Below are 21,595 nucleotides of genomic sequence, written 5' to 3'. Positions count from 1 at the left end.
AGGTGAAGTTCGTAAAGTATTTATTAATCCTTGCAGTATGTTGCATTTTGCTGGGAGTCGGCTCGGTTTATGGACTTTATAAGTACATCGAGCCGCAGCTACCCGACGTCAACACGCTGAAAGACGTGCGCCTGCAAACGCCAATGCAGGTTTACAGCGCAGATGGTGAGTTAATGGCGCAATATGGCGAGATGCGTCGCATCCCTCTGAGCCTGCAACAAATGCCGCCTGAGATGGTGAAAGCGTTTATTGCCACCGAAGACAGCCGCTTTTATGAGCACCATGGTGTTGATCCCATCGGGATTTTCCGTGCCGCCAGTATTGCTCTGGTCTCCGGTCACGCTTCCCAGGGCGCGAGTACCATTACGCAGCAGCTTGCACGTAATTTCTTCCTCAGTCCGGAACGCACCCTGATGCGTAAGATCAAAGAAGAATTTCTGGCGATCCGCATCGAACAGTTGCTGACAAAAGATGAAATCCTTGAGCTGTATCTGAATAAGATCTATCTCGGTTATCGTGCCTATGGCGTTGGTGCTGCTTCGCAGGTCTATTTCGGTAAAACGGTCGATCAGCTGTCTTTGAGCGAAATGGCGATGATCGCCGGTCTGCCAAAAGCGCCTTCTACCTTTAACCCGCTCTATTCCCACAATCGTGCTCTGTCGCGCCGTAACGTGGTGCTGGCGCGTATGCTGGACCAGCATTACATCACGCAGCAGCAGTATGATGATGCGCGCAACACCCCGCTGATTGCTAAATATCACGGACCAGAAATCGCCTTTTCCGCGCCTTATCTCAGCGAGATGGTGCGCCAGGAGATGGTGAAACGTTACGGCGAAAATGCCTATAGTGATGGCTTTAAGGTGTACACCACCGTTACGCGTCGACTACAACAAGCCGCACAGGAATCTGTACGTAATAACGTGATGGCTTATGATATGCGTCATGGCTATCGTGGTCCAACCAGCGTGTTATGGAAAGTCGGTGAACCGGCATGGAACCAGGCGCAAATTGAAAAAACGCTGAAAAAGCTGCCCGTTTACGGTCCGCTGATCCCAGCGGTAGTCGTTAACGCAAGCAGCGATGAAGCCACAGCGATGATGAAAGACGGCACTAACGTGTCATTAACGCTGGCTGGCGTACGCTGGGCGCGCCCCTATAAATCAGACACGCTGCAAGGCTCAACGCCGAAAAGCGTGACGCAGGTGTTGCAGGCCGGTCAGCAAATTTGGGTACGTAAAGTGGGTGATGCCTGGTGGCTGGGGCAAGTACCTGATGTGAACTCGGCGCTGGTTTCACTTGATCCGACTGACGGTTCTGTACGTGCGCTGGTGGGAGGTTTTGACTTCAACCAGAGCATGTTTAACCGCGCGACCCAGGCGCTGCGCCAGGTTGGTTCAAATATCAAGCCATTCCTGTACACCGCGGCCATGGATCGTGGCTTAACGCTGGCTTCCATTCTCAACGACGTCCCCATTTCCCGCTGGGATGCTGGCGCAGGAGCCGACTGGCGTCCGAAGAACTCACCGCCAACCTACAGCGGCCCAATTCGTCTTCGTCAGGGATTAGGGCAGTCGAAAAATGTGGTGATGGTACGCGCGATGCGTGCAATGGGCGTGGATTATGCCGCTGAGTATTTGCAGCGCTTCGGCTTCCCGGCACAAAATATCGTGCATACCGAATCGCTGGCGCTGGGGGCGGCCTCATTTACCCCTCTGCAAGTGGTGCGCGGCTACTCGGTTATGGCCAATGGTGGCTTCCTGATCGATCCTTATTTCATTAAAAGGATTGAGAACGAACAGGGACAAACCGTGTTCGAAGAAAAGGCGAAAATTGCCTGTCCGCAGTGTAATTTGCCGGTGATTTATGGCGACACCAAAAAAGCGCTGGCACTGAACGAGGAGAGCATCGAAAATGTCGCGCCTTCCGATCAGAATCAAAACAGTACAGTGCCGCAACCGGAACTGGAGCAGGTTCCGGCTCAGCCCCAGCAAAGTGGTGATCAGCAATATGCGCCGCATGTAATCAATACGCCGCTATCGTTCCTGATCAAAAGCGCGCTCAATAGTAATATTTTTGGTGAACCAGGCTGGATGGGAACGGGCTGGCGCGCCTCGCGCGATCTGAAGCGTAATGATATTGGCGGTAAAACCGGTACGACCAACAATTCAAAAGATGCGTGGTTTTCAGGTTACGGACCGGGTGTAGTGACATCGGTATGGATTGGCTTTGATGATGCGCGTCGTGATTTGGGGCGTAGCACGTTATCTGGCGCCATTCCGGATCAGATTTCGGGTTATGAAGGCGGCGCGAAAAGTGCACAACCGGCATGGGACGACTACATGAAAACTGCGCTGGAGGGCGTGCCAACGCAGCCGTTAACGCCACCCGATGGCATTGTTACGGTCACTATCGATCGTAGCACCGGCAAGCTGGCCAATGGCGGTGGTAATACGCGTCAGGAATACTTCATTAATGGCACCCAACCAACCGAGTATTCCGTGCATGACGTCGGTACGACCATTATGGATAACGGCCAAAGTCATGAGCTGTTCTGATGCAAAAAGGGACGATAGCTGTCGTCCCTTATCAACGCAAGGCTGATATTTGTCAGCCGTTCAACGCTTAATAATTTATGCGCCCTTGCTTTACCAGCCATTCGCGCACCATAAACAGCGCGCTGACGTTACGTGCTTCACGAAAATCCGGTTCCTGTAGCAGCGCCAGCATATCGTTCAAAGGCCAGCGATGGACAACTAACGGTTCCGGCTCATCCCCTTCCAGCTTCTCTTCGTACAGACCTTCCGCCACCACGATATTCATTTTGCTGGAGAAGTATGAGGGTGCCATGGTGAGCTTGCCGAGTAGCGTGAGTTCACCCGCGCCAAAACCCGCTTCCTCTTTCAGTTCACGATCGGCCGCTTCATTCACCGACTCGCCCGGATCAATCAGCCCTTTCGGAAAGCCAAGCTCATAATTTTCCAGACCAACCGCATATTCCTGAATCAAAACCAGATGATCATCAATGATCGGCACAATCATTACGGCTTCGCGTTCCGAAGGTTTCATGCGCTCGTAAACACGACGAGCACCGTTACTGAATGCTAAATCGACCGCTTCGATAGTGAATAGCCGCGAGCGCGCTGCGGTTTCCACCTTGAGGATGTCAGGTTTTTTTAACGGATTTTTCATATCAGCCTCAGACTTTGCTGCCCCAGCGGCCAGGAGCAGATCAGCATACCTAACCGCATCCAATTGTGCGACAGCCAGTTAACGTCGCGTTAGCCGGAAAAAATGGCGATCTCTATGACGCTGCTGGGTTGCAACTACGCAATTTTTTTAACCGTCAATATCTCAGCATAAAATTAGGACGATACCGATATTTAATTAAGCATTTGCCAGTTATCATACCGGCAAGGCATGTTGTAAAAACATCTAATTAAATGATTTGCAGCCGTATTTCATCTGGCCTGTAAGGTGTCAGAGAGGTTTATTTCCGCATAATTTTTCTTAACATGTGGGCGCATTCAGGAGTACATATTTAACGTGAAGGCAGTATTTTGGCTGAATTGAGCAAAGCATGAGCACAATAATTATCATATTGGCCGTAGTGCTAACCTGTTCAATTCTGGCAGGCATCGGATTTTGGTACGCTATGCGGCATCGCCCGCCGTTGGCGAAACCACTGCCATTTATTAGCCCGCCCTGTCGAAAGCTGTCTGATGAAGAACGCAGCGCCGTTGAAAAATACCTGGCGACGCTGGGAAAACAACCCCGCGCTGCGTTGCCGGGTGAGAAACGCGCCAGTGCTGACCGACTCGCCCTGACTGCACAAAGTAATCATGTCTACCCGGCCAGGCGCGCCATTACGCGTTATGGCCTGTCAACCGACGATCCGCACAAGTGGCGATATTACCTTGATGAAATCGAAGTTCATCTGCCGCCTTTGTGGGAACAGTACATCACCGACGAAAACTACGTTGAGCTGATCCGTACTCAGACCATTCCCTTAGTTATTTCGCTTAATGGTCATTCGCTGGTTGAGTATTCTCTTGATCAGCCTGCGCTGCCGACGCTGATGCGTCCAATATCAACCAATGCTTCTATACGCAAAGCGGAAAGCGAGAGCGTTGAATTGTTGCAAGTGCGTAAAGAGACAGCTGAAGAGTATCGGCTATCCCGCCCGGATGGCACGCGCGAAGCCGTTACCATCTCTCTGGCCTTTCTGCTGTTTTTCCTTAGTTTGCTGGTTCCTGAGACGCTTATGCTCTGGCTGATCCTGGCCGGGTGCGCCATGATAGCCGTTAGTCTGTGGCTGTTGTATCGCTTTCCGGGTGAGGGCAGCCTGCGTGATATTCACTGTCTGCGTGGTGCGCCTAAACGCTGGGGCCTGTTTGGTGAGTTTAATCAGGAACAGAGCAATATCACGCTGGGCATTATCGATCTGGCCTATCCACCACACTGGCAACCCTACGTCGCGCATGATTTAGGGCAGGTCACTGACGTTGACATCTATCTCAATCGTCAGGTCGTGCGCCAGGGACGTTTTCTCTCCTTGCAGGATGAGGTCAAAAATTTCCCGATTCAACGCTGGCGTAAAAATGTCGTGTTAGCCTGCGGCTCGCTGGTGGTATTAGCGTTGCTGATTACCTGGGTTCCGCTCAGCATGCCGATTAAGCTCAGCCTTGCCTGGGCGAAAGGCACCGACAGTCTGGACGTCAGCAGCGTTGATAAACTTAACAGCGTCGCGCTGAACGTCGGCGACAACCTGAAAGTCAGCGGCACCGGCATATGTTCAGTGCCTGATAACTATCAAAGCAACCGCAGTTACGCCTACATGCCGTTCGATTGTTCGGCCGTTTACTGGAATAACGCCACGCCGTTGCCGCAGCCACAGTCGGACATCATTGATAAAGCGGCCGCACTGCTGGAAACTACCACCAGACAACTGCATCCCGAAACCAATACCGATCCCAAGCTGAACCCGCAACTGGCGTCAGCTATTCAAAAGTCGGGCATGATTCTGTTAGACGATTTCTCCGATTTGGTGCTGAAAACGCAAGACCTGTGTAATCAGCAGCAAGATTGCGTACGCCTGAAAAATGCGCTGGTGAATCTGGGGAATGCTAAGGACTGGCAAGCGCTGATTCACCGCGCCGATTCAGGCCAGCTGAACGGTATGAATGTGCTGCTGCGCCCGGTGAGTGCCGAAGCGCTGGAAAATCTGGTTAACACGGCGACATCCACGTTCTTCTTCCGCGAAACGCGCCGTGCGGCTGAAAACCTTAACAGCCCACCGCCAGGCGGTTTTTTGATTGTTAGCGATGAAGGCCGTCAGTTGGTGAATCAGCCGCAGCCGACCGTATCGCTGTTTGATCTGGATGCGCCGTCGCAATGGCGCGAACTACAGCGCATGTCTGCAATGCTGTTGCATACGCCGTTTAGCGCAAATGGCATTATTACCAACATTACGACGGATGCGAACGGCACCCGTCATATTGCGCTGCATAATGAACCCGATGCGATGGCGCAATGGCGTTATCTGGGCACCGCGCTGCTGCTGCTGGTGCTGATCGCGTGCTGTGTGATTAACGGTTTGCTGGCGCTGCGCCGCATACATCGCAATCGCCAGCGCATGAAAGATATTCAGCACTATTACGACAAGTGTTTTAACCATAATCTCAGCACAATGCAGAGCGTGCGCTCGTTATTCTGACCCCTGGCCAACTGTGCTACCCTGTCGCCCTGTTTTTTGCGGGGTGAATTTATGACGTTCGACTGGTCTGGAATTGATACTGTGCTGCTCGATATGGACGGCACGCTGCTTGATCTGGCATTTGATCGCCACTTCTGGCTGGAGCATGTTCCAGAAACGCTTAGCCTCCAGCGCGGCATTACGCTGGTGCAGGCTGAGCAGATCATCGCGGAAAAGTATCAGGCGGTCGCGCATACGCTAAACTGGTATTGTCTGGATTACTGGGCGCGGGAGCTGGCGCTGGATATTCGCGCGATGACATGGGAAAAGCGCAGCCGCGCTACCCTCCGCGAGGACACCCTGCCCTTTTTGCAGGCGCTTCGTCGCGCCGGAAAACGCACCATCTTGCTAACCAATGCGCATCCTTACAATCTGGACGTAAAACTGGAACAAACCGGTTTAGCGCCACACCTTGATTTATTACTTTCCACCCATACCTTTGGGTATCCGAAAGAAGACCAGCGTCTATGGCAAGCAGTGCAACAGCAAACGGGATTTCTTAATGCGAGCACGCTGTTTATTGATGACAACGAAGCCATTCTGGATGCCGCAAAAGTCTGGGGCATTGGCTGGTGCTTAGGCGTAAGTAATCCCGATTCAGGACGACCTGAGCAAATCTTTCAGCGTCATACTGCCGTCCGCGATTACCGGACGCTGATCTGATTCAGGAGCAGCAATGAAACAAAAAATCAGCGAAGGCGTGCGCCTTGATAAATGGCTATGGGCCGCGCGCTTTTACAAAACCCGCTCGATTGCGCGGGAAATGATTGAAGGCGGCAAAGTGCATTACAACGGGCAGCGCAGCAAGCCGAGCAAGCTGGTTGAACTGAACGCTGAACTGACACTGCGTCAGGGAAACGACGAGCGCACCGTTTTAGTCACCGAAATCAGCGAGCAACGTCGTCCCGCCAGTGAGGCACAACGGCTTTATCGTGAAACTGACGCCAGTATTGAAAAGCGCGAGAAAATGGCACAGGCGCGCAAGCTGAATGCGCTCACAATGCCGCATCCCGATCGACGACCGGATAAAAAAGAGCGTCGCGATTTGAGGAAATTTAAATTATCGGGCGATGAGTAACGCCATCCGTTTACGGCGCTGATACGCCTCGCCCCCATCGAGAGAAAAGCTATGTCTGTACAAGATCAACTGCATCGTTACCTGTTTGAAAACGCAGCCGTGCGCGGCGAGCTTGTGAACGTTTCCCACACCTGGCGCGAAACCGTTAAAAATCACGATTACCCAGCGCCAGTGCAGACATTACTGGGCGAAATGCTGGTGGCTACCAGCTTGCTGACCGCAACGCTGAAATTTGATGGTGAAATCACTGTGCAGCTGCAAGGTGATGGTCCGCTGTCGCTGGCAGTCATTAACGGTAACAACAAGCAGGAACTGCGTGGTGTGGCTCGTATGAAAGACACCATTGCGGATAACAGCACGCTGAAAAGCATGATCGGCAACGGGGATCTGGTGATCACGATTTCTCCAGAAAAAGGGGAGCGCTATCAAGGCGTGGTCGGTCTGGAAGGCGAAACCCTGGCCGAATGCCTGGAAGATTACTTTATGCGTTCTGAGCAACTGCCAACGCGCCTGTTTATTCGCACTAACGAAAAAGGCGCGGCCGGTATTCTGCTTCAGGTATTGCCTGCGCAAGACACCCGTAAAGACGACTTTGAGCATCTGGCGGCCCTGACTGAAACCATCAAGAGCGAAGAGTTGATCGAGCTGCCAGCAACTGACATATTGTGGCGTCTTTACCATCAGGAAGAAGCCACGGTTTATGAGCCGCAGCCTGTCATCTATAAATGCACCTGTTCACGCGAGCGGTGTGGTGACGTGCTGAAAACGTTACCGCAGGAAGAAGTCGATGAAATCATCGAAGAAGATGGCAAAATCGATATGCACTGCGATTATTGCGGCTCGCACTACATTTTCGACGCGGTCGATATTGCGGGAATTCGCACCAATTCGGTGGAAAATAACGAGAGCCTGCATTAATTCCTGTCGGGCGGCTTTGCCGCCCTGTAAGCTTTACTGCCTACTATCCCCTTAATTTCTCGGGAAAATTATCTTTTTTTACTTTCTTAACAAGTTAAAAACATCCGAAATATCATCTTAACGCGCCCTGTGTCGCATTTCTGAGGAACAAGCCTTTTCCCGCTAATGCAGAGGAGTAAACTGCGCGCGATCGTGCAGCTGCCCTTAACCTGGCGGCATAAATTATGCATGACGCTAACTTTTCTCTGCCTTTGCAGAACAGATACCGATTTGAGGAGCAGTAAAATGCGCGTTAACGGCCTGACCTCGCAAGACCTTGCCGACATGGGCATCACTGATATTACGGAAGTGGTTTACAACCCTGATTACGACACGCTATTTCAGGAAGAGACTCGCCCGGAACTCGAAGGTTTTGAACGCGGCACCCTGACGCAGAGCGGCGCAATTGCGGTAGATACTGGTATTTTTACCGGACGTTCGTCCAAGGACAAGTACATTGTTCGTGATGACACCACGCGCGATACGCTGTGGTGGAACGATCAGGGAACCGGTAAAAACGATAACCAACCCCTGCCTCAGGAGACGTGGCAGGCATTGAAAACATGCGTAACGCAGCAGCTTTCTGGCAAGCGTCTGTTTGTCATTGACGCCTTCTGCGGCGCCAACCCCGACTCCCGCCTGAGCGTCCGCTTTATTACCGAAGTCGCATGGCAAGCGCACTTCGTCAAAAACATGTTCATTCAACCCAATGAGAAAGAGCTGGCCAGCTTTACGCCAGATTTCGTGGTCATGAACGGTGCAAAATGCACCAATCCAGACTGGCAACAGCAAGGTCTGCACTCAGAGAATTTCATCGCTTTTAACCTGACTGAGCGCGTGCAGCTGATTGGTGGAAGCTGGTACGGCGGCGAAATGAAGAAAGGTTTGTTTGCGGTGATGAACTACCTGCTGCCGCTCAAAGGCATCGCCTCAATGCACTGCTCGGCCAATGTCGGCAAAGCGGGTGATGTGGCGGTATTTTTTGGCCTTTCCGGCACCGGAAAAACCACGTTATCGACCGATCCTGAACGCCAGTTGATTGGTGATGACGAACACGGCTGGGACGATGACGGCGTGTTTAATTTTGAAGGGGGCTGTTACGCCAAAACTATTAACCTTTCTGAGCAGGCCGAGCCGGAAATTTATCGCGCCATTCGCCGTAATGCCTTGCTGGAAAATGTCGTGGTTCGCGCTGATGGCAGCGTAGATTACGCGGACGGTAGTAAAACGGAAAACACCCGCGTTTCTTATCCCATCAATCACATCGACAATATTGTTCAGCCGGTTTCTAAAGCAGGACATGCGAAGAAAGTCATTTTCCTGACCGCCGATGCCTTCGGCGTGCTGCCGCCCGTTTCGCGCTTAACGCCAGCGCAGACGCAATATCACTTCCTGTCAGGCTTTACCGCCAAGCTGGCCGGTACTGAGCGCGGCGTAACGCAGCCGACGCCAACCTTCTCGGCCTGTTTTGGTGCCGCTTTCCTGATGCTGCATCCGACACAATATGCAGAAGTGCTGGTGAAGCGCATGGAAGCAGCGGGTGCGCAGGCTTATCTGGTTAATACTGGCTGGAATGGCAGTGGCAAGCGCATCTCACTGTCCGATACGCGTGCCATCATTAATGCCATTTTGGCCGGTGAGCTGGATGAAGCGCCGACCGAAACGCTGCCGATTTTTAATCTGCAAATGCCAAAAAGCCTGGGCAAGCTTGATTCGGTCATGCTCGATCCACGCAGCAGCTGGGAAAACGAAGAGAAATGGCACGCCGCCGCGCAGGATCTGGCGCAGCGTTTTATGATTAATTTCGAGAAGTATACCGATAACGCCGCAGGCGCAGCATTAGTAAAAGCAGGCCCACAGCGTTAAAACTCCAGGCGCGGCAAGCTTTGCCGCGCCTGGTCTAGCTCTGGACGCTCAGGCTGGTGCCGGGCGCGGGCGTTTCTATCAATGGCAGCCAGGCGCGAATACGCAACCCGCCACGTTCGCTGTCACCAATTTCCAGCGCCCCCTGATGCGCATCGATAATACGCTGTACAATCGCCAGCCCTAAACCTGTGCCGCTGGTGCTGCGGGCGCTGTCGCCGCGTACAAACGGCTGGAATAAGTGCTGAAGCTGCTCCGGCTTAATGCCCGGACCATCATCCTCAACCTGAAACCATGCGCGATGTAATTCACGTCCGCTACTGACTTTGATCCAGCCATTGCCATAACGTGCCGCATTGACGACCAGGTTCGCTAAGGCGCGCTTAATCGACAGCGGGTTGATGTCCAGCATCAACTCTTCCGACATGACAGCGTTTTCAATTTCGCGCTCGTAGCCGCTTTCCGCTGCGACAACTTCCCCTAACACACTGTTCAGATCGGCGCGCTCGGTCTGCATTTCCTGGCCGGTACGCAGGTAATCAATGAACTGTTCAATGATGGCGTTACACTCTTCGATGTCTTTGTTAATCGACTCGGCAAGATAGCCATCCTGTTCGTTCATCATTTCGGTTGCAAGACGAATACGCGTCAGCGGCGTACGCAGATCGTGACTGACGCCCGCCATCAGCAAGGTGCGATCGTCGGCCAGCTGTTTTACGCCCGCCGCCATCTGATTAAAGGCACGCGTCACCGAACGCACTTCAGACGCACCATATTCGCGTAACGGCGGCGGAATAATGCCTTTACCAACCTGTAGCGCAGCGTGTTCTAAATCCACCAATGGTCGATTCTGAATACGAATAAACAACCAGGCGCCGCCAATCGCCAGCAGCATGATCGCTAAGGTGTAACGGAACAGCGGCGAGAAGTCACCCTGATGGATTTCCGTTAGCGGCACACGTACCCAGATGTCGGGCGACAGCCAGGTTTTCAGCCACACCACCGGTGAATTCTTGTTAACTTCTACCCGCACATCGGTTGGGCCACCCAGTTGCTGGCCCATCTGTTCACTGAGAAATTCGTAATGCTGCGCCCAGCGCAAGCCGCTCTCCTCTGCTGCCGCATTGGTATAGAGCGAAATACCCAATTCGCGATAAATTTCCCGGCGAAAAGCTGGCGGCACTTCTAACTGCGTTCCATCTTCCAGCTGCAATCGGTCGGTCATCAACATACGCACTTCGTAAGCGAGGACCTTATTAAACTGTTGCAGACTAGGAAGAATGGCGAAGTTAAGCACCACCAGATAAGTCGTTACCAGGCTGACGAACAGCAAGGTAACGATTAACAGTAAGGTGCGAGCAAAGGAACTGCGGGGCGAGAAGCGCAGCCGCCTCATGCTTTACTGCCGTCCGGCACAAATACGTAGCCCAGGCCCCATACAGTCTGGATATAGCGCGGGTGCGCCGGATCTTCTTCCACCATGCGGCGCAGGCGCGAGATCTGTACGTCAATAGAACGTTCCATGGCGCTGTATTCACGTCCACGTGCCAGGTTCATTAATTTATCGCGCGATAATGGCTCACGCGGATGGCTGACCAACGCTTTTAATACCGCAAACTCCCCGCTGGTTAACGGCATCGGCTCGTCTTCGCGGAACATTTCCCGCGTCCCGAGGTTCAGCTTAAACTTACCAAAAGCAATAACGGCCTCTTCCTGGGAAGGCGCGCCTGGCAGTTCATTGGCCTGGCGACGCAGCACGGCACGGATACGCGCCAGAAGTTCGCGCGGGTTAAACGGTTTAGGAATATAGTCATCCGCACCGATTTCCAGGCCCACAATACGATCCACTTCTTCGCCTTTCGCTGTCACCATAATGATAGGCATGGGATTGCTTTGACTACGCAGACGGCGGCAGATGGATAAACCATCTTCGCCGGGCAGCATTAAATCCAGCACCATCAGGTGGAAAGACTCACGGGTTAACAAACGATCCATCTGTTCGGCATTCGCGACACTGCGCACCTGAAAGCCCTGCTCGGTGAGATAGCGTTCGAGCAGCGCACGTAGACGCATATCATCATCAACGACCAGAATTTTGTAGTTCTCTTGCATTTTCTACTCCCAAAGGCGCTATTGCCTGAGCCGATATTGTTAAAAAAAGGTGCCTTATAGTGACAGTCCTTAATGGTTTATATTCTAGCCAAAATTGTTACAAAGCATATTAAACAGCAGCTTATATTTAATTTCACCCCTTAGCTAAGCCGTAAAAAGCTCTCTTTACAGCGAGTTGAAGAGGTTCCAATAAATCTGAAATATTGGCCATCTTTCTTTAATACGCTGGCGCCCTGTTAAAGCCAGATTTTATTCAGACAGAAAATTCAGCGAGTTAGCAGTTAATTTGCCTTAAGATCGCATTATCATTACGCATGAACGCCAGCTAATCCACTTCAGCGGGAAAAATGCAGCATAAAATCCGGTCATTTTCCGCTTTTTTACCGCTCTCCTCTCGGAATAGTTTTAGCGCAGCGCGGGATAAGGCCATTTAAAATTAAAGCTTAATAAATCAATCAGTAAAGTCATCTTTTCTCTCCGAATTATTTCGCTCAGACTGGTCTGGCATCACGCCTTGCGATGTCATTACGGGGAGACAATGATGAAAAAAACATTATTACTGCTGAGTGCCTTGGCGCTGACCAGCGTTAGCCCGGTTTATGCTGCCACGACGGCGGGCGAAGCCGCAGGAGCAACAGCGTCAACAACCGCACAAGGTAACTCAAACGCCATCGGTGTTGGTGCAGTCGCAGCGCTATTTGGCGTAGCGCTGGCAACGGCTGGCGGCGGCGGAGATGGCCACGGTAACGGCACGTCGACGACCACCGCGACCCAGGCCGGAAAATAATTCAGTTCATTATCACGCTTAGAACCTATCCCAAAAGGAATTGTCAGATCGTAAATAATGGCAATTTTTGAGGGCGAAGTATGGCGGGCAACAAGTGGCAGATCAGCGATGAACTCTGGGAGAAAATGGCTCCACTTCTCCCGGAACATAAAACCCACCATCCGCTGGGCACGCATCGTAGACGTGTTGATAATCGTGCCGCAATGAACGCCATTTTCTTTGTGCTCAGAACCGGTTGCCAATGGAATGCCCTGAATGCCACGGATATTTGCTCATCCAGCTCAGCCCACCGCCGCTTTCAGGAATGGCGGGATGCTGGAGTATTTGAACGCTTCTGGCAAAACGGGCTGCTTGCCTGCGAGAAGCGGGATGCCATTGACTGGTCATGGTTGTCGATGGATGGCTGCATGACAAAATCGCCCCTTGCAGGCTCAAAAAAACAGGTCGCAACCCGACTGACAGGGGGAAGCAGGGAGTAAAGCGGAGCCTGATGACCGACGGGAACGGGCTTCCGCTCTCGCTGGCTGTCGCAGGGGCAAATACCCACGACATAAAACTGGTTGAAGATACGCTGGACGCGCTACAGACCGGCAGGCCGGGTCGCAGGCTGCATCTGTGTATGGACAAAGGCTATGAGGCTGAATGGGTGGAAATTTGTTTGAAAGCTCGTCGTTATGAACCTCATATCCAGTCGGGGAAAGAGGAGTCTGAGGCAATTAAAAACAGCGAGTTCAGGGCTCATCGTTGGGTTGTGGAAAGAACGCATAGCTGGATGAATCGCTTTCGCCGCATACTGACGCGATGGGAGAAGAAAGTCGAAAACTACGAGGCGATGCTGCATTTTGCTTGCAGCATCATTGTCTGGAATAAAATCCTTTTGGGATAGGTTCTTAATCCGGAAATATTTTATTTCCGGATTCTTAATTAATCATCAGCTAACCCAAAAATAACCTCCGGCTACTGATCTTTGTTGCTTTTAGCGTCACCGTGAAGCCGATAAATATGGCTATGGCGTACAAACTGCGTTTCATCTTTGTGATTTTTATAAATCTCCTTTCAGTTTTTTATCGACGCCTTTTCAGGAAACAACATTGCTCCGCTGCATAAAAGTCATAGCTGGACTGGATAGCGTAAACGCGCCTGTATTCATTCAGGGCACAGCGTTAAACACCGAGCGGTCGGTTATCGATTTGACGTTTACGGCATTTGGTAAAATCTTTAATTCGCTAAACAGATCAGACACTTTTTGCACACTGTCAATATCATCCTGAGTGACAGGACGAATACCGTGAGAAATACGCGCGGTAATTTTTACGGCATCCTGTGGTTGTAAGCGCGTCAGTTGCGCATAAACCTTGCTGTACTCTTGAGGATGAGTGATCGCCCAGTTACGTGCTTTTTCCAGGCGCTGGGTGAAATCAGCGATAGCCGCCCGCCTGGCTGGATCATCCAGTGATGCCTGCGTTGCCGTGACAAACGATAATGCTGTGGTTAAGCCTTTGCCGTCGCGCAGCAGGCGTCCACCGTGTTGTTCCGCAATGCCCAGATAAGGATCGAACGTTGCCCATACCTTAATTTGCCCTGAATTAAAGGCGGCGCTGGCATCGGTTGGCAGCACAAAGCGTACCGGCACGCTGTCGCGTTTCACGTTGGCTTCCTTCAGTGCCTGATAAAGCAGATGCTGAGAGATACTGCCGCGCGCCGACGATATAACGACCTCTTTACCTGCTAACTCTTTCACGCTGTGAATCGGCGAATCGGCGGGCACCACCAGGCCATTTGCGCCGCTATCGCCGACATTTGTGGCAATGATTTTCAGCGGCACACCGCCCGATGCCGCCATAAGTACCGGCAAATCGCCCGCGTAGGAGGTATCAACCGCTCCTGCCCGCTGAGCCTCAAACAGGGGAGCCGCGCCTTGAAAATTTGCCCAGCGATAGCGATAAGGCGCATCTTTCATGACGCCTGCGGCTTCAACCAGCGAACGTAAATTTCGCGCCTGATCGCCCAACACCAGCGTAACCTGACTCAAATCCGGCGCCGCCTGCGCACTTATGCTAATGCTCACGACTATTGCGGCGATGGCCGCCTGGCTGATCTTCATCGTCGTCCCTTAAAGCGCGTTACGGTTGAGCTGACGGATATAGGCATCCCAGTGCAGCAAATATTTTTTATTATTAATCGCTTGCTCAAACGCCAGCGCCGCTTTCTCTGCCACCGCATCCGGCAGGATAAACAGTTCAGCGCCGCCAGATTGCGCCGCCAGCTGCGCCTGGCACGCTCGTTCAAGGTAATAGAGGTTATAGAAGGCCTCTTCAATACTGCCGCCGCTGGTCAGCAAACCGTGATTACGTAAGATCAGTGCGTTGCGTGCGCCCAAATCAGCGACGATGCGCTGTTGCTCATCCAGATCAAGCGCTATGCCTTCGTAATCGTGATAGCCCACGCGTTGATAAAAACGCGTGCTGTGCTGGGAAATCATTAACAAACCCTGTTTTTGCGCCGAGACACCGATGCCCGCAGCAGTGTGGGTATGCATTACCGCATGCGCATCAGGCCGCGCACGATGAATAGCGCTATGGATCACGAATCCCGCCGGGTTAATGCCCAGGCCGGTTGGGTCGTCAATAATGTTGCCGTCGATGTCAATTTTCACCAGGGTTTCAGGGCGAATTTCATCGAAGGTTTGACCATAGGCGTTAATAAGAATATGCGGCTGTTCACCCGGCACACGCAGTGAAAAATGCGTGTAGATATGATCGGTCCAGCGCAGTTTTGCTGCCAACACATAGGCCTGTGCCAGTCTGGTGCGTGCCTGCCATTCGGCATCGCTTACGCGCTGCTGTAAAGAAGATAGGGCCAGGGTTGCTGTGCTCATGTCCGCTCCTTGTCAGTGAATGTACGTTTGCGGTCATCCTGACATAGCCATTTCACGCCTGGGAAATACCAAAAACAGCAAAACATTCTCAGTATTTGCAATGCCCGGTCGATAATTAATCTGAACCAGATTTGATCGTAATCAAAACCCTACCCGACACCGCTTGCGGACATGCTATGCTGCGCTGACTGATTAACACCTCCTCAAGACAGTTAATATTCAAAGGGCTTTGCGGTGCCGCTACTGAAAAGAAAGCGCAATTACGCCAGGTTGCTCATCATCCTTGCCGGGGCGTTGCCATTGATTTCTGGCCTTATTTTTACAGTCATTGACGCCCGTCATACGCTCCACCAACAGCAGGTGAACGCTGCCAATACCCTTTTATTTCAGGCTGAAAAAATGAGCGATCGCGGCTGGGATATGATCACTTCCCTGCACCGGTATCACTATCAGCCGTGCAGCCAGATTCAAAACAACCTCTTACGTACAGACATGCTAAGCGCCTATTTTCGGGCCATCGGTAAACTGCAGGACGACAGGGTTTCCTGCTCATCCGCATACGGTCTGGAGCCTGGCTCGCTAAAAGAAATAATAATGCGCGATCCGCCAGTCACGGGACGCGCATGGTGGAGCCTGTCGCTTACCGGAACGGCAGGCGTACCGAATCGTCCTGCGGCGATTTTTGTACGGCAACTTCCCGACGGCGAAGGCTTCTGGGCAATAATTGATGGCCAGTATCTGATAGATTTTATGAATGCGGTTGGCGAGTCGCACGGTTATCAGCTCTCGATGCGTTTCGGTCATGGCGCGCCGATTTCAGCGGGAAACGATGAGGCAGCGAAAAGCAGTTTTTTTACAGCCCAAACCTATCAGGCCATCTCAAACCATTATCCGATTAGCGTTAGCGTAATCGCGCCAGGCACTGAGCTAACCCGTGCCTGGCGACACGTCGTGTTTAACTTTCTGCCAGTCGCGATTATTTTTTCGATTCTGCTGATGGCCTTCACTGCAAACTGGCTGCAACGCCGTTTGTCATGGCGTGATGAGATTCGCCGGGCCATTCACGGTCACCAGTTCACGGTGCATTATCAGCCGGTCTATAACGCGCGGTTGCAGCGCTGCTTCGGTGTCGAAGCGTTGTTGCGCTGGACAACGCCGAGCGGCAAAGTGATCCGTCCTGACATCTTTATCAGTGCTGCAGAGGCCGAAGGCATGATTGTGCCATTAACGCGCCATCTTATTCATTTGCTTGTCGAAGATGTACAGAGCTGGCAGGTTGAGCCGGGCTTTCATTTAGCCATTAACGTCGCCGCCGGGCATTTGCAGCACCCTGACTTTGTCAGCGATATGCTGAAACTTGCTGAAAAGGTCAAACATCAGCAGATCGTTATTACGCTTGAGTTAACAGAGCGCAGCCTGATCCAGGAGGGGGACGACGTGGCGCGCAAGCTGGATGAATTGCGCAAAGTTGGAATAAAAGTAGCGATTGATGATTTTGGCACCGGGCACTGCTCGCTGAGCTATTTAATGACCTTCTCGCTGGATTATCTGAAAATCGACCGTGGCTTTATTAACGCTATTGAATCGCTCGGCAGCGAAACGCCGGTGCTGGATGCCATCATCAACCTCAGTCTGAAATTACGTTTACAGATATTGGGTGAAGGCGTTGAAACTGCGTTACAACTTTTGTATCTGCAACAGCGCGGCGTGATGCTTATTCAGGGCTATTACTATGCTCAACCGATGAATAATACGGCGCTGAAAGGCTGGCTCAAAAGGAAAGGACGATTACCGATACAAACTGTAAATCAGGCTACGTCTGAATGAAATCGTTGATGACCCGAATCGCGCTTTAACAACGGCACGCGTCATTTTATGGCAGTACGTTATACCCCCTTCAGCCGAATTCTCATTTCCCAGCATAATTACTTTTGGTCAACAAAATTCTTGCTGATTGCGCCGTAAAAATAGCCAATATCAGCTCAAACATGACAAATATCACACTAAAACGGTATACTCTTCCGCTGGTTGTCATAATTTCGGCAGGAATTCTTGCTTGTATAGCCTGGGGAAAGTGTTCTATTTCCGGCTATGCTTAAATTTTCTCAATGCGGTGGACTGACCCTGCTTTACGGGTCGCGCCGTTAAGGACTTTCATGTTCTATTACAGGGTAATTCTATGAAATTACGTAGGAAGCGTGTAAAACCAATTGGGCTTGATGATGTCACTATCATTGACGATGCCCGTTTGCGTAAAGCCATCACCGCGGCGTCTCTGGGTAACGCGATGGAATGGTTTGACTTCGGTGTGTATGGCTTTGTGGCTTACGCGCTGGGTAAAATATTTTTTCCTGATGCCTCGCCAGGCGTGCAGATGATCGCCGCACTGGGTACGTTCTCCGTACCTTTCTTGATTCGTCCATTGGGCGGCTTGTTCTTCGGTATGCTGGGCGATAAATACGGCCGTCAGAAGATTCTTTCCATTACTATTGTCATCATGTCGCTCAGTACGTTCTGTATCGGCTTGATACCATCGTATGCCTCGATTGGCATTTGGGCGCCGGTGCTACTGCTGGTAGCCAAAATGGCGCAGGGGTTCTCGGTTGGCGGTGAATATACCGGCGCATCAATCTTCGTTGCCGAATACTCACCAGACCGTAAACGCGGTTTTATGGGGAGCTGGCTCGACTTCGGTTCGATTGCAGGTTTTGTACTCGGCGCGGGCTTAGTGGTGCTGATCTCTACCATTATCGGTGAAGACAGTTTCCTTGCGTGGGGCTGGCGCTTGCCATTCTTCCTGGCGCTACCGCTTGGCATTATCGGTCTGTATCTGCGCCATGCGCTGGAAGAAACACCTGCGTTCCAGCAGCACGTCGAAAAGCTGGAGCAAGGCGACCGCGAAGGTCTGCGTGACGGTCCGAAAGTCTCATTTAAAGAGATTGCCACCAAACACTGGCGCAGCCTGCTGGCATGTGTCGGGTTGGTTATTGCTACCAACGTAACCTACTACATGCTGCTCACCTATATGCCGAGTTATCTGTCGCATAACCTGCATTATTCGGAAGATCACGGTGTGCTCATCATTATCGCCATCATGATCGGTATGCTGTTTGTGCAGCCCGTGATGGGTATGCTGAGTGACCGCTTTGGCCGTCGTCCGTTTATCATCATTGGTAGCATTGCCTTGCTAATCTTTGTGATACCCGCATTCATGATGATTAACAGCGGCGTGATCGGCTTAATTTTTGCTGGCCTGTTGCTGTTAGCGGTGATCCTCAACGCCTTTACCGGCGTCATGGCTTCGTCACTGCCTGCCATGTTCCCGACCCACATTCGTTACAGCGCATTAGCCAGTGCCTTCAATATCTCGGTATTAATAGCAGGTCTGACCCCCACCGTCGCCGCATGGCTGGTGGAAACTACCAATAATCTGTACATGCCCGCTTATTACCTGATGGTGATTGCAGTGATTGGCCTGATTACCGGTATTTATATGAAAGAGACCGCTAACAAACCGCTGAAAGGCGCCACGCCTGCCGCGTCTGATTTGGCTGAAGCGCGTGAAATTCTTCAGGAACATCACGACAATATCGAGCAAAAAATCGAAGATATTGACGAAGAGATTTCCCGCCTCGAAGCCAGACGTAAAAATCTGGTGCAACAACACCCGGACATCAACGAGTAATCCTCTCTCCCTCCCGCCGCCCGGCGGGAAGTTTTTTTCTGCCTCACTTCATTCGCCGCACACAAACCTTTATCCCTTTTCGCCAAAAGGAGTAAACTGTCGCCACTTTTTTATACTGGTAAGCAATGAATATGTCTGATTCTTCTCTTATCCAGCACCCAAGAAGGCTGCGCTCCAGCGCGTCGATGCGCGCAATGTTTCAGGAAACCACCCTTAGCGTGAACGATCTGGCGTTACCGATCTTCGTTGAGGAAGGCGTGGATGATTACAAAGCAATTCAGGCGATGCCTGGCGTGGTCCGTATTCCTGAAAAGCGCCTCGCTTATGAAATCGAACGTATTGCAAAAGCGGGTATCCGCTCGGTAATGACCTTTGGTATTTCACACCACCTTGATGCTACCGGCAGCGATGCGTGGAATGAGAACGGCCTGGTGGCGCGTATGTCGCGCATTTGCAAAGACACCGTGCCAGAAATGATCGTTATGTCTGACACCTGTTTTTGTGAATACACCAGCCACGGCCATTGCGGCGTCCTGTGCGATCACGGCGTCGATAACGATGCAACCTTACTCAACCTCGGTAAGCAGGCAGTTGTTGCCGCCGCAGCGGGGGCAGATTTTATCGCGCCTTCCGCAGCAATGGACGGTCAGGTACAGGCGATTCGCCAGGCACTGGATGCTGCCGGATTTACCCAAACGGCTATCATGTCCTATTCCACCAAGTTTGCATCGTCGTTCTACGGCCCGTTCCGTGAAGCGGCGGGAACTGCGTTGAAAGGCGACCGTAAGACTTATCAGATGAATCCAATGAATCGTCGCGAAGCCATTCGCGAGTCGCTGATCGACGCCGCAGAAGGCGCAGATTCACTGATGGTGAAACCGGCTGGCGCTTACCTCGACATTCTGCGAGATATTCGCGAACGGACAGAATTACCGCTGGCTGCATACCAAGTGAGCGGTGAATACGCCATGATTAAATTCGCAGCTCAGGCTGGCGCCATTGATGAACATAACGTGGTGCTGGAAAGCCTGGGAGCAATTAAGCGTGCCGGTGCCGATCTCATCTTCAGCTATTTCGCCCTTGATCTCGCGGAACAAAAGATACTCTGATGCCCTTCTAAGACAGCGACCTGTATTGCCCCGGTCGCTGTCTTTTGCTTCGCTGACCATAAATGCTGAATAAAAAGCGTCAACAGCTGAAGAGGTCAAACTTCAGGAGTGGCAGGCCTGAAGGGTTTTATTTGCTGGCCAGATCATCAATCAGTGTCTGGTTAAATTTCACCGGCTCTTCCATCTGTGGCGCATGTCCCATGCCGGGGAACTCAATCAGACGCGCCCCCGGAATCTGCTTCGCGACATCCTTGCCTAACACGTTATAGTGCCCCAGCTTCGCTTTCACCGCTGGTGAAGCAATATCGCTGCCAATGGCGGTGGTATCCGCAGTGCCAATCATCAAGGTGGTCGGCACTTTCAGATTTTTAAACTCATAGAATACCGGCTGGGTAAAAATCATGTCGTAAATCAGCGCCGAGTTCCACGCAACTTTCTTATGCCCAGGTCCACTGTTTAACCCGGCCAGCATATCGACCCATTTATCATATTCCGGCTTCCAGTGCCCGACATAGTAGGTGCGCTGTTCATACTTTTTGATGCCTGCCGCACTCAGCTTTAACTCACGCTGATACCACTGATCAACGGTACGATACGGCGCGCCTTTGGCTTTCCAGTCCTCTAATCCAATCGGATTTACCAGCACCAGCTTTTGTGTTTGATCGGGATACATCAGCGCATAACGCGTCGCCAGCATGCCGCCGGTAGAGTGTCCAACAATCACCGCTTTTTCGACGCCGAGTTGCGTTAATAATCGATGGGTATTTTCAGCTAACTGTTGAAAAGTGTATTGATAATACGCCGGCTTGGTCGAACTGCAAAAGCCGATTTGTTCCGGGGCGATGACGCGATAACCTTTCTGGCTCAACGCGCGAATAGTGTCTTCCCAGGTCGCACCGCAGAAGTTTTTGCCGTGCATCAGTACCACGGTTTGTCCATTGGCGTGTTGTGGCGGCTTCACATCCATATAACCCATGCTAAGCGGTTGCTGCTGGGAGGAAAAATTAAAATGTTGCAACGTAGCCGGGTAATGAAAACCTTCAAGCTGTTCGCCATAAATATTGGCAGCATTGACCGTTGTAGTACTGAATAAGGCCAGCGAGGTGAGCAAAGCGGCAAGCGGTTTCTTCAACGCGTATGTCGGGCTCATCCGGGTTCTCCGTGTGATAAAAATTATCCTAAGCCTGGCACGGCAAAGCAGAAAGTGTATTGCTGCCCTGTGCTATGTGGCTGATTTTATATATAACCAGCACTCAACTTATTCACCAGAACTAAACAGTTAAATAATTTTCCTGTGAATTTATTGATTTTATTATTCCCTTTCTCCTTTTCGTCTTTTTTGCAACAAAAGAGCAACAAGGAAAAATATCTCTT

The 21,595-nt window shown here is 51.6% G+C and carries 16 protein-coding genes and 1 pseudogene; 11 read left to right on the top strand and 6 right to left on the bottom strand.

Going from position 1 to position 21,595, the window contains the following annotated elements:
- Nucleotides 1-2 precede the first annotated feature (2 nt).
- Complete coding sequence (gene mrcA / locus H2P46_RS13895) at nucleotides 3-2,555, top strand: peptidoglycan glycosyltransferase/peptidoglycan DD-transpeptidase MrcA (RefSeq protein WP_193405597.1); 2,553 nt, start codon at nucleotides 3-5, stop codon at nucleotides 2,553-2,555.
- A gap of 67 nt (nucleotides 2,556-2,622) precedes the next feature.
- Here mrcA and nudE read toward each other — a convergent pair whose 3' ends face one another.
- Nucleotides 2,623-3,189, bottom strand: a complete 567-nt coding sequence (gene nudE, locus H2P46_RS13890) for an ADP compounds hydrolase NudE (protein ID WP_193405596.1) — start codon at nucleotides 3,187-3,189, stop codon at nucleotides 2,623-2,625.
- 388 nt (nucleotides 3,190-3,577) lie between these two features.
- Here nudE and H2P46_RS13885 point away from each other — a divergent pair, with 388 nt between their 5' ends.
- From H2P46_RS13885 to pckA, 5 genes are all read left to right on the top strand, one after another.
- A complete protein-coding gene (locus tag H2P46_RS13885) occupies nucleotides 3,578-5,713 on the top strand; it encodes an intracellular growth attenuator family protein (protein ID WP_193405595.1) in 2,136 nt (711 codons plus the stop codon).
- Between the two features lie 51 nt (nucleotides 5,714-5,764).
- Nucleotides 5,765-6,415 (top strand): GMP/IMP nucleotidase, encoded by a 651-nt coding sequence (yrfG, locus tag H2P46_RS13880; protein WP_193405594.1) that lies wholly within the window; start codon nucleotides 5,765-5,767, stop codon nucleotides 6,413-6,415.
- 13 nt (nucleotides 6,416-6,428) lie between these two features.
- Entirely contained in the window at nucleotides 6,429-6,830 is a 402-nt protein-coding gene (gene hslR, locus H2P46_RS13875) for a ribosome-associated heat shock protein Hsp15 (protein ID WP_193405593.1), read from the top strand.
- A gap of 51 nt (nucleotides 6,831-6,881) precedes the next feature.
- The gene (hslO, locus tag H2P46_RS13870) at nucleotides 6,882-7,748 is read left to right on the top strand and encodes an Hsp33 family molecular chaperone HslO (protein ID WP_193405592.1); all 867 of its coding nucleotides are present in this window, start codon (nucleotides 6,882-6,884) and stop codon (nucleotides 7,746-7,748) included.
- A gap of 285 nt (nucleotides 7,749-8,033) precedes the next feature.
- On the top strand, nucleotides 8,034-9,653 hold the full coding sequence (gene pckA, locus H2P46_RS13865; protein WP_193405591.1) for a phosphoenolpyruvate carboxykinase (ATP): 1,620 nt from the start codon (nucleotides 8,034-8,036) through the stop codon (nucleotides 9,651-9,653).
- A gap of 34 nt (nucleotides 9,654-9,687) precedes the next feature.
- Here pckA and envZ read toward each other — a convergent pair whose 3' ends face one another.
- Entirely contained in the window at nucleotides 9,688-11,046 is a 1,359-nt protein-coding gene (gene envZ, locus H2P46_RS13860; RefSeq protein ID WP_193405590.1) for a two-component system sensor histidine kinase EnvZ, read from the bottom strand.
- Nucleotides 11,043-11,762: an osmolarity response regulator transcription factor OmpR gene (ompR, locus tag H2P46_RS13855; protein WP_001157751.1), complete on the bottom strand. Its 720-nt coding sequence runs from the start codon at nucleotides 11,760-11,762 to the stop codon at nucleotides 11,043-11,045. Before ompR ends, envZ begins: the two co-directional genes overlap by 4 nt.
- Before the next feature lie 541 nt (nucleotides 11,763-12,303).
- Between ompR and yjbE the strand changes: the two genes are divergently transcribed.
- On the top strand, nucleotides 12,304-12,549 hold the full coding sequence (yjbE, locus tag H2P46_RS13850) for an exopolysaccharide production protein YjbE (protein ID WP_193405722.1): 246 nt from the start codon (nucleotides 12,304-12,306) through the stop codon (nucleotides 12,547-12,549).
- 80 nt (nucleotides 12,550-12,629) lie between these two features.
- A pseudogene (locus tag H2P46_RS13845) lies at nucleotides 12,630-13,435 on the top strand (IS5 family transposase).
- A 264-nt stretch (nucleotides 13,436-13,699) separates the two neighbouring features.
- Here the strand turns inward: H2P46_RS13845 and H2P46_RS13840 are convergent.
- Entirely contained in the window at nucleotides 13,700-14,653 is a 954-nt protein-coding gene (locus H2P46_RS13840; protein ID WP_193405589.1) for an ABC transporter substrate-binding protein, read from the bottom strand.
- Between the two features lie 9 nt (nucleotides 14,654-14,662).
- Nucleotides 14,663-15,427: a class II aldolase/adducin family protein gene (locus tag H2P46_RS13835; RefSeq protein ID WP_193405588.1), complete on the bottom strand. Its 765-nt coding sequence runs from the start codon at nucleotides 15,425-15,427 to the stop codon at nucleotides 14,663-14,665.
- A gap of 234 nt (nucleotides 15,428-15,661) precedes the next feature.
- On the opposite strand from H2P46_RS13835, the gene H2P46_RS13830 reads away from it, so the two are divergent.
- The 3 genes from H2P46_RS13830 to hemB all read left to right on the top strand — a co-directional run bounded on the left by H2P46_RS13830 (nucleotide 15,662) and on the right by hemB (nucleotide 20,221).
- Complete coding sequence (locus tag H2P46_RS13830; RefSeq protein ID WP_193405587.1) at nucleotides 15,662-17,254, top strand: EAL domain-containing protein; 1,593 nt, start codon at nucleotides 15,662-15,664, stop codon at nucleotides 17,252-17,254.
- 352 nt (nucleotides 17,255-17,606) lie between these two features.
- Nucleotides 17,607-19,112, top strand: a complete 1,506-nt coding sequence (proP, locus tag H2P46_RS13825; RefSeq protein WP_193405586.1) for a glycine betaine/L-proline transporter ProP — start codon at nucleotides 17,607-17,609, stop codon at nucleotides 19,110-19,112.
- A 131-nt stretch (nucleotides 19,113-19,243) separates the two neighbouring features.
- Nucleotides 19,244-20,221 (top strand): porphobilinogen synthase, encoded by a 978-nt coding sequence (gene hemB, locus H2P46_RS13820; RefSeq protein WP_193405585.1) that lies wholly within the window; start codon nucleotides 19,244-19,246, stop codon nucleotides 20,219-20,221.
- Between the two features lie 127 nt (nucleotides 20,222-20,348).
- Here the strand turns inward: hemB and H2P46_RS13815 are convergent, their stop codons facing one another.
- Complete coding sequence (locus tag H2P46_RS13815; RefSeq protein ID WP_193405584.1) at nucleotides 20,349-21,371, bottom strand: alpha/beta fold hydrolase; 1,023 nt, start codon at nucleotides 21,369-21,371, stop codon at nucleotides 20,349-20,351.
- Nucleotides 21,372-21,595: the final 224 nt, after the last annotated feature.

Origin of the sequence: Mixta mediterraneensis (genome assembly GCF_014946725.1) — a bacterium.
Lineage (GTDB): Bacteria > Pseudomonadota > Gammaproteobacteria > Enterobacterales > Enterobacteriaceae > Pantoea > Pantoea mediterraneensis.
The sequence above is the reverse complement of the archived record's forward strand: the minus strand, read 5'-3'. Positions and strand labels throughout refer to the sequence as shown.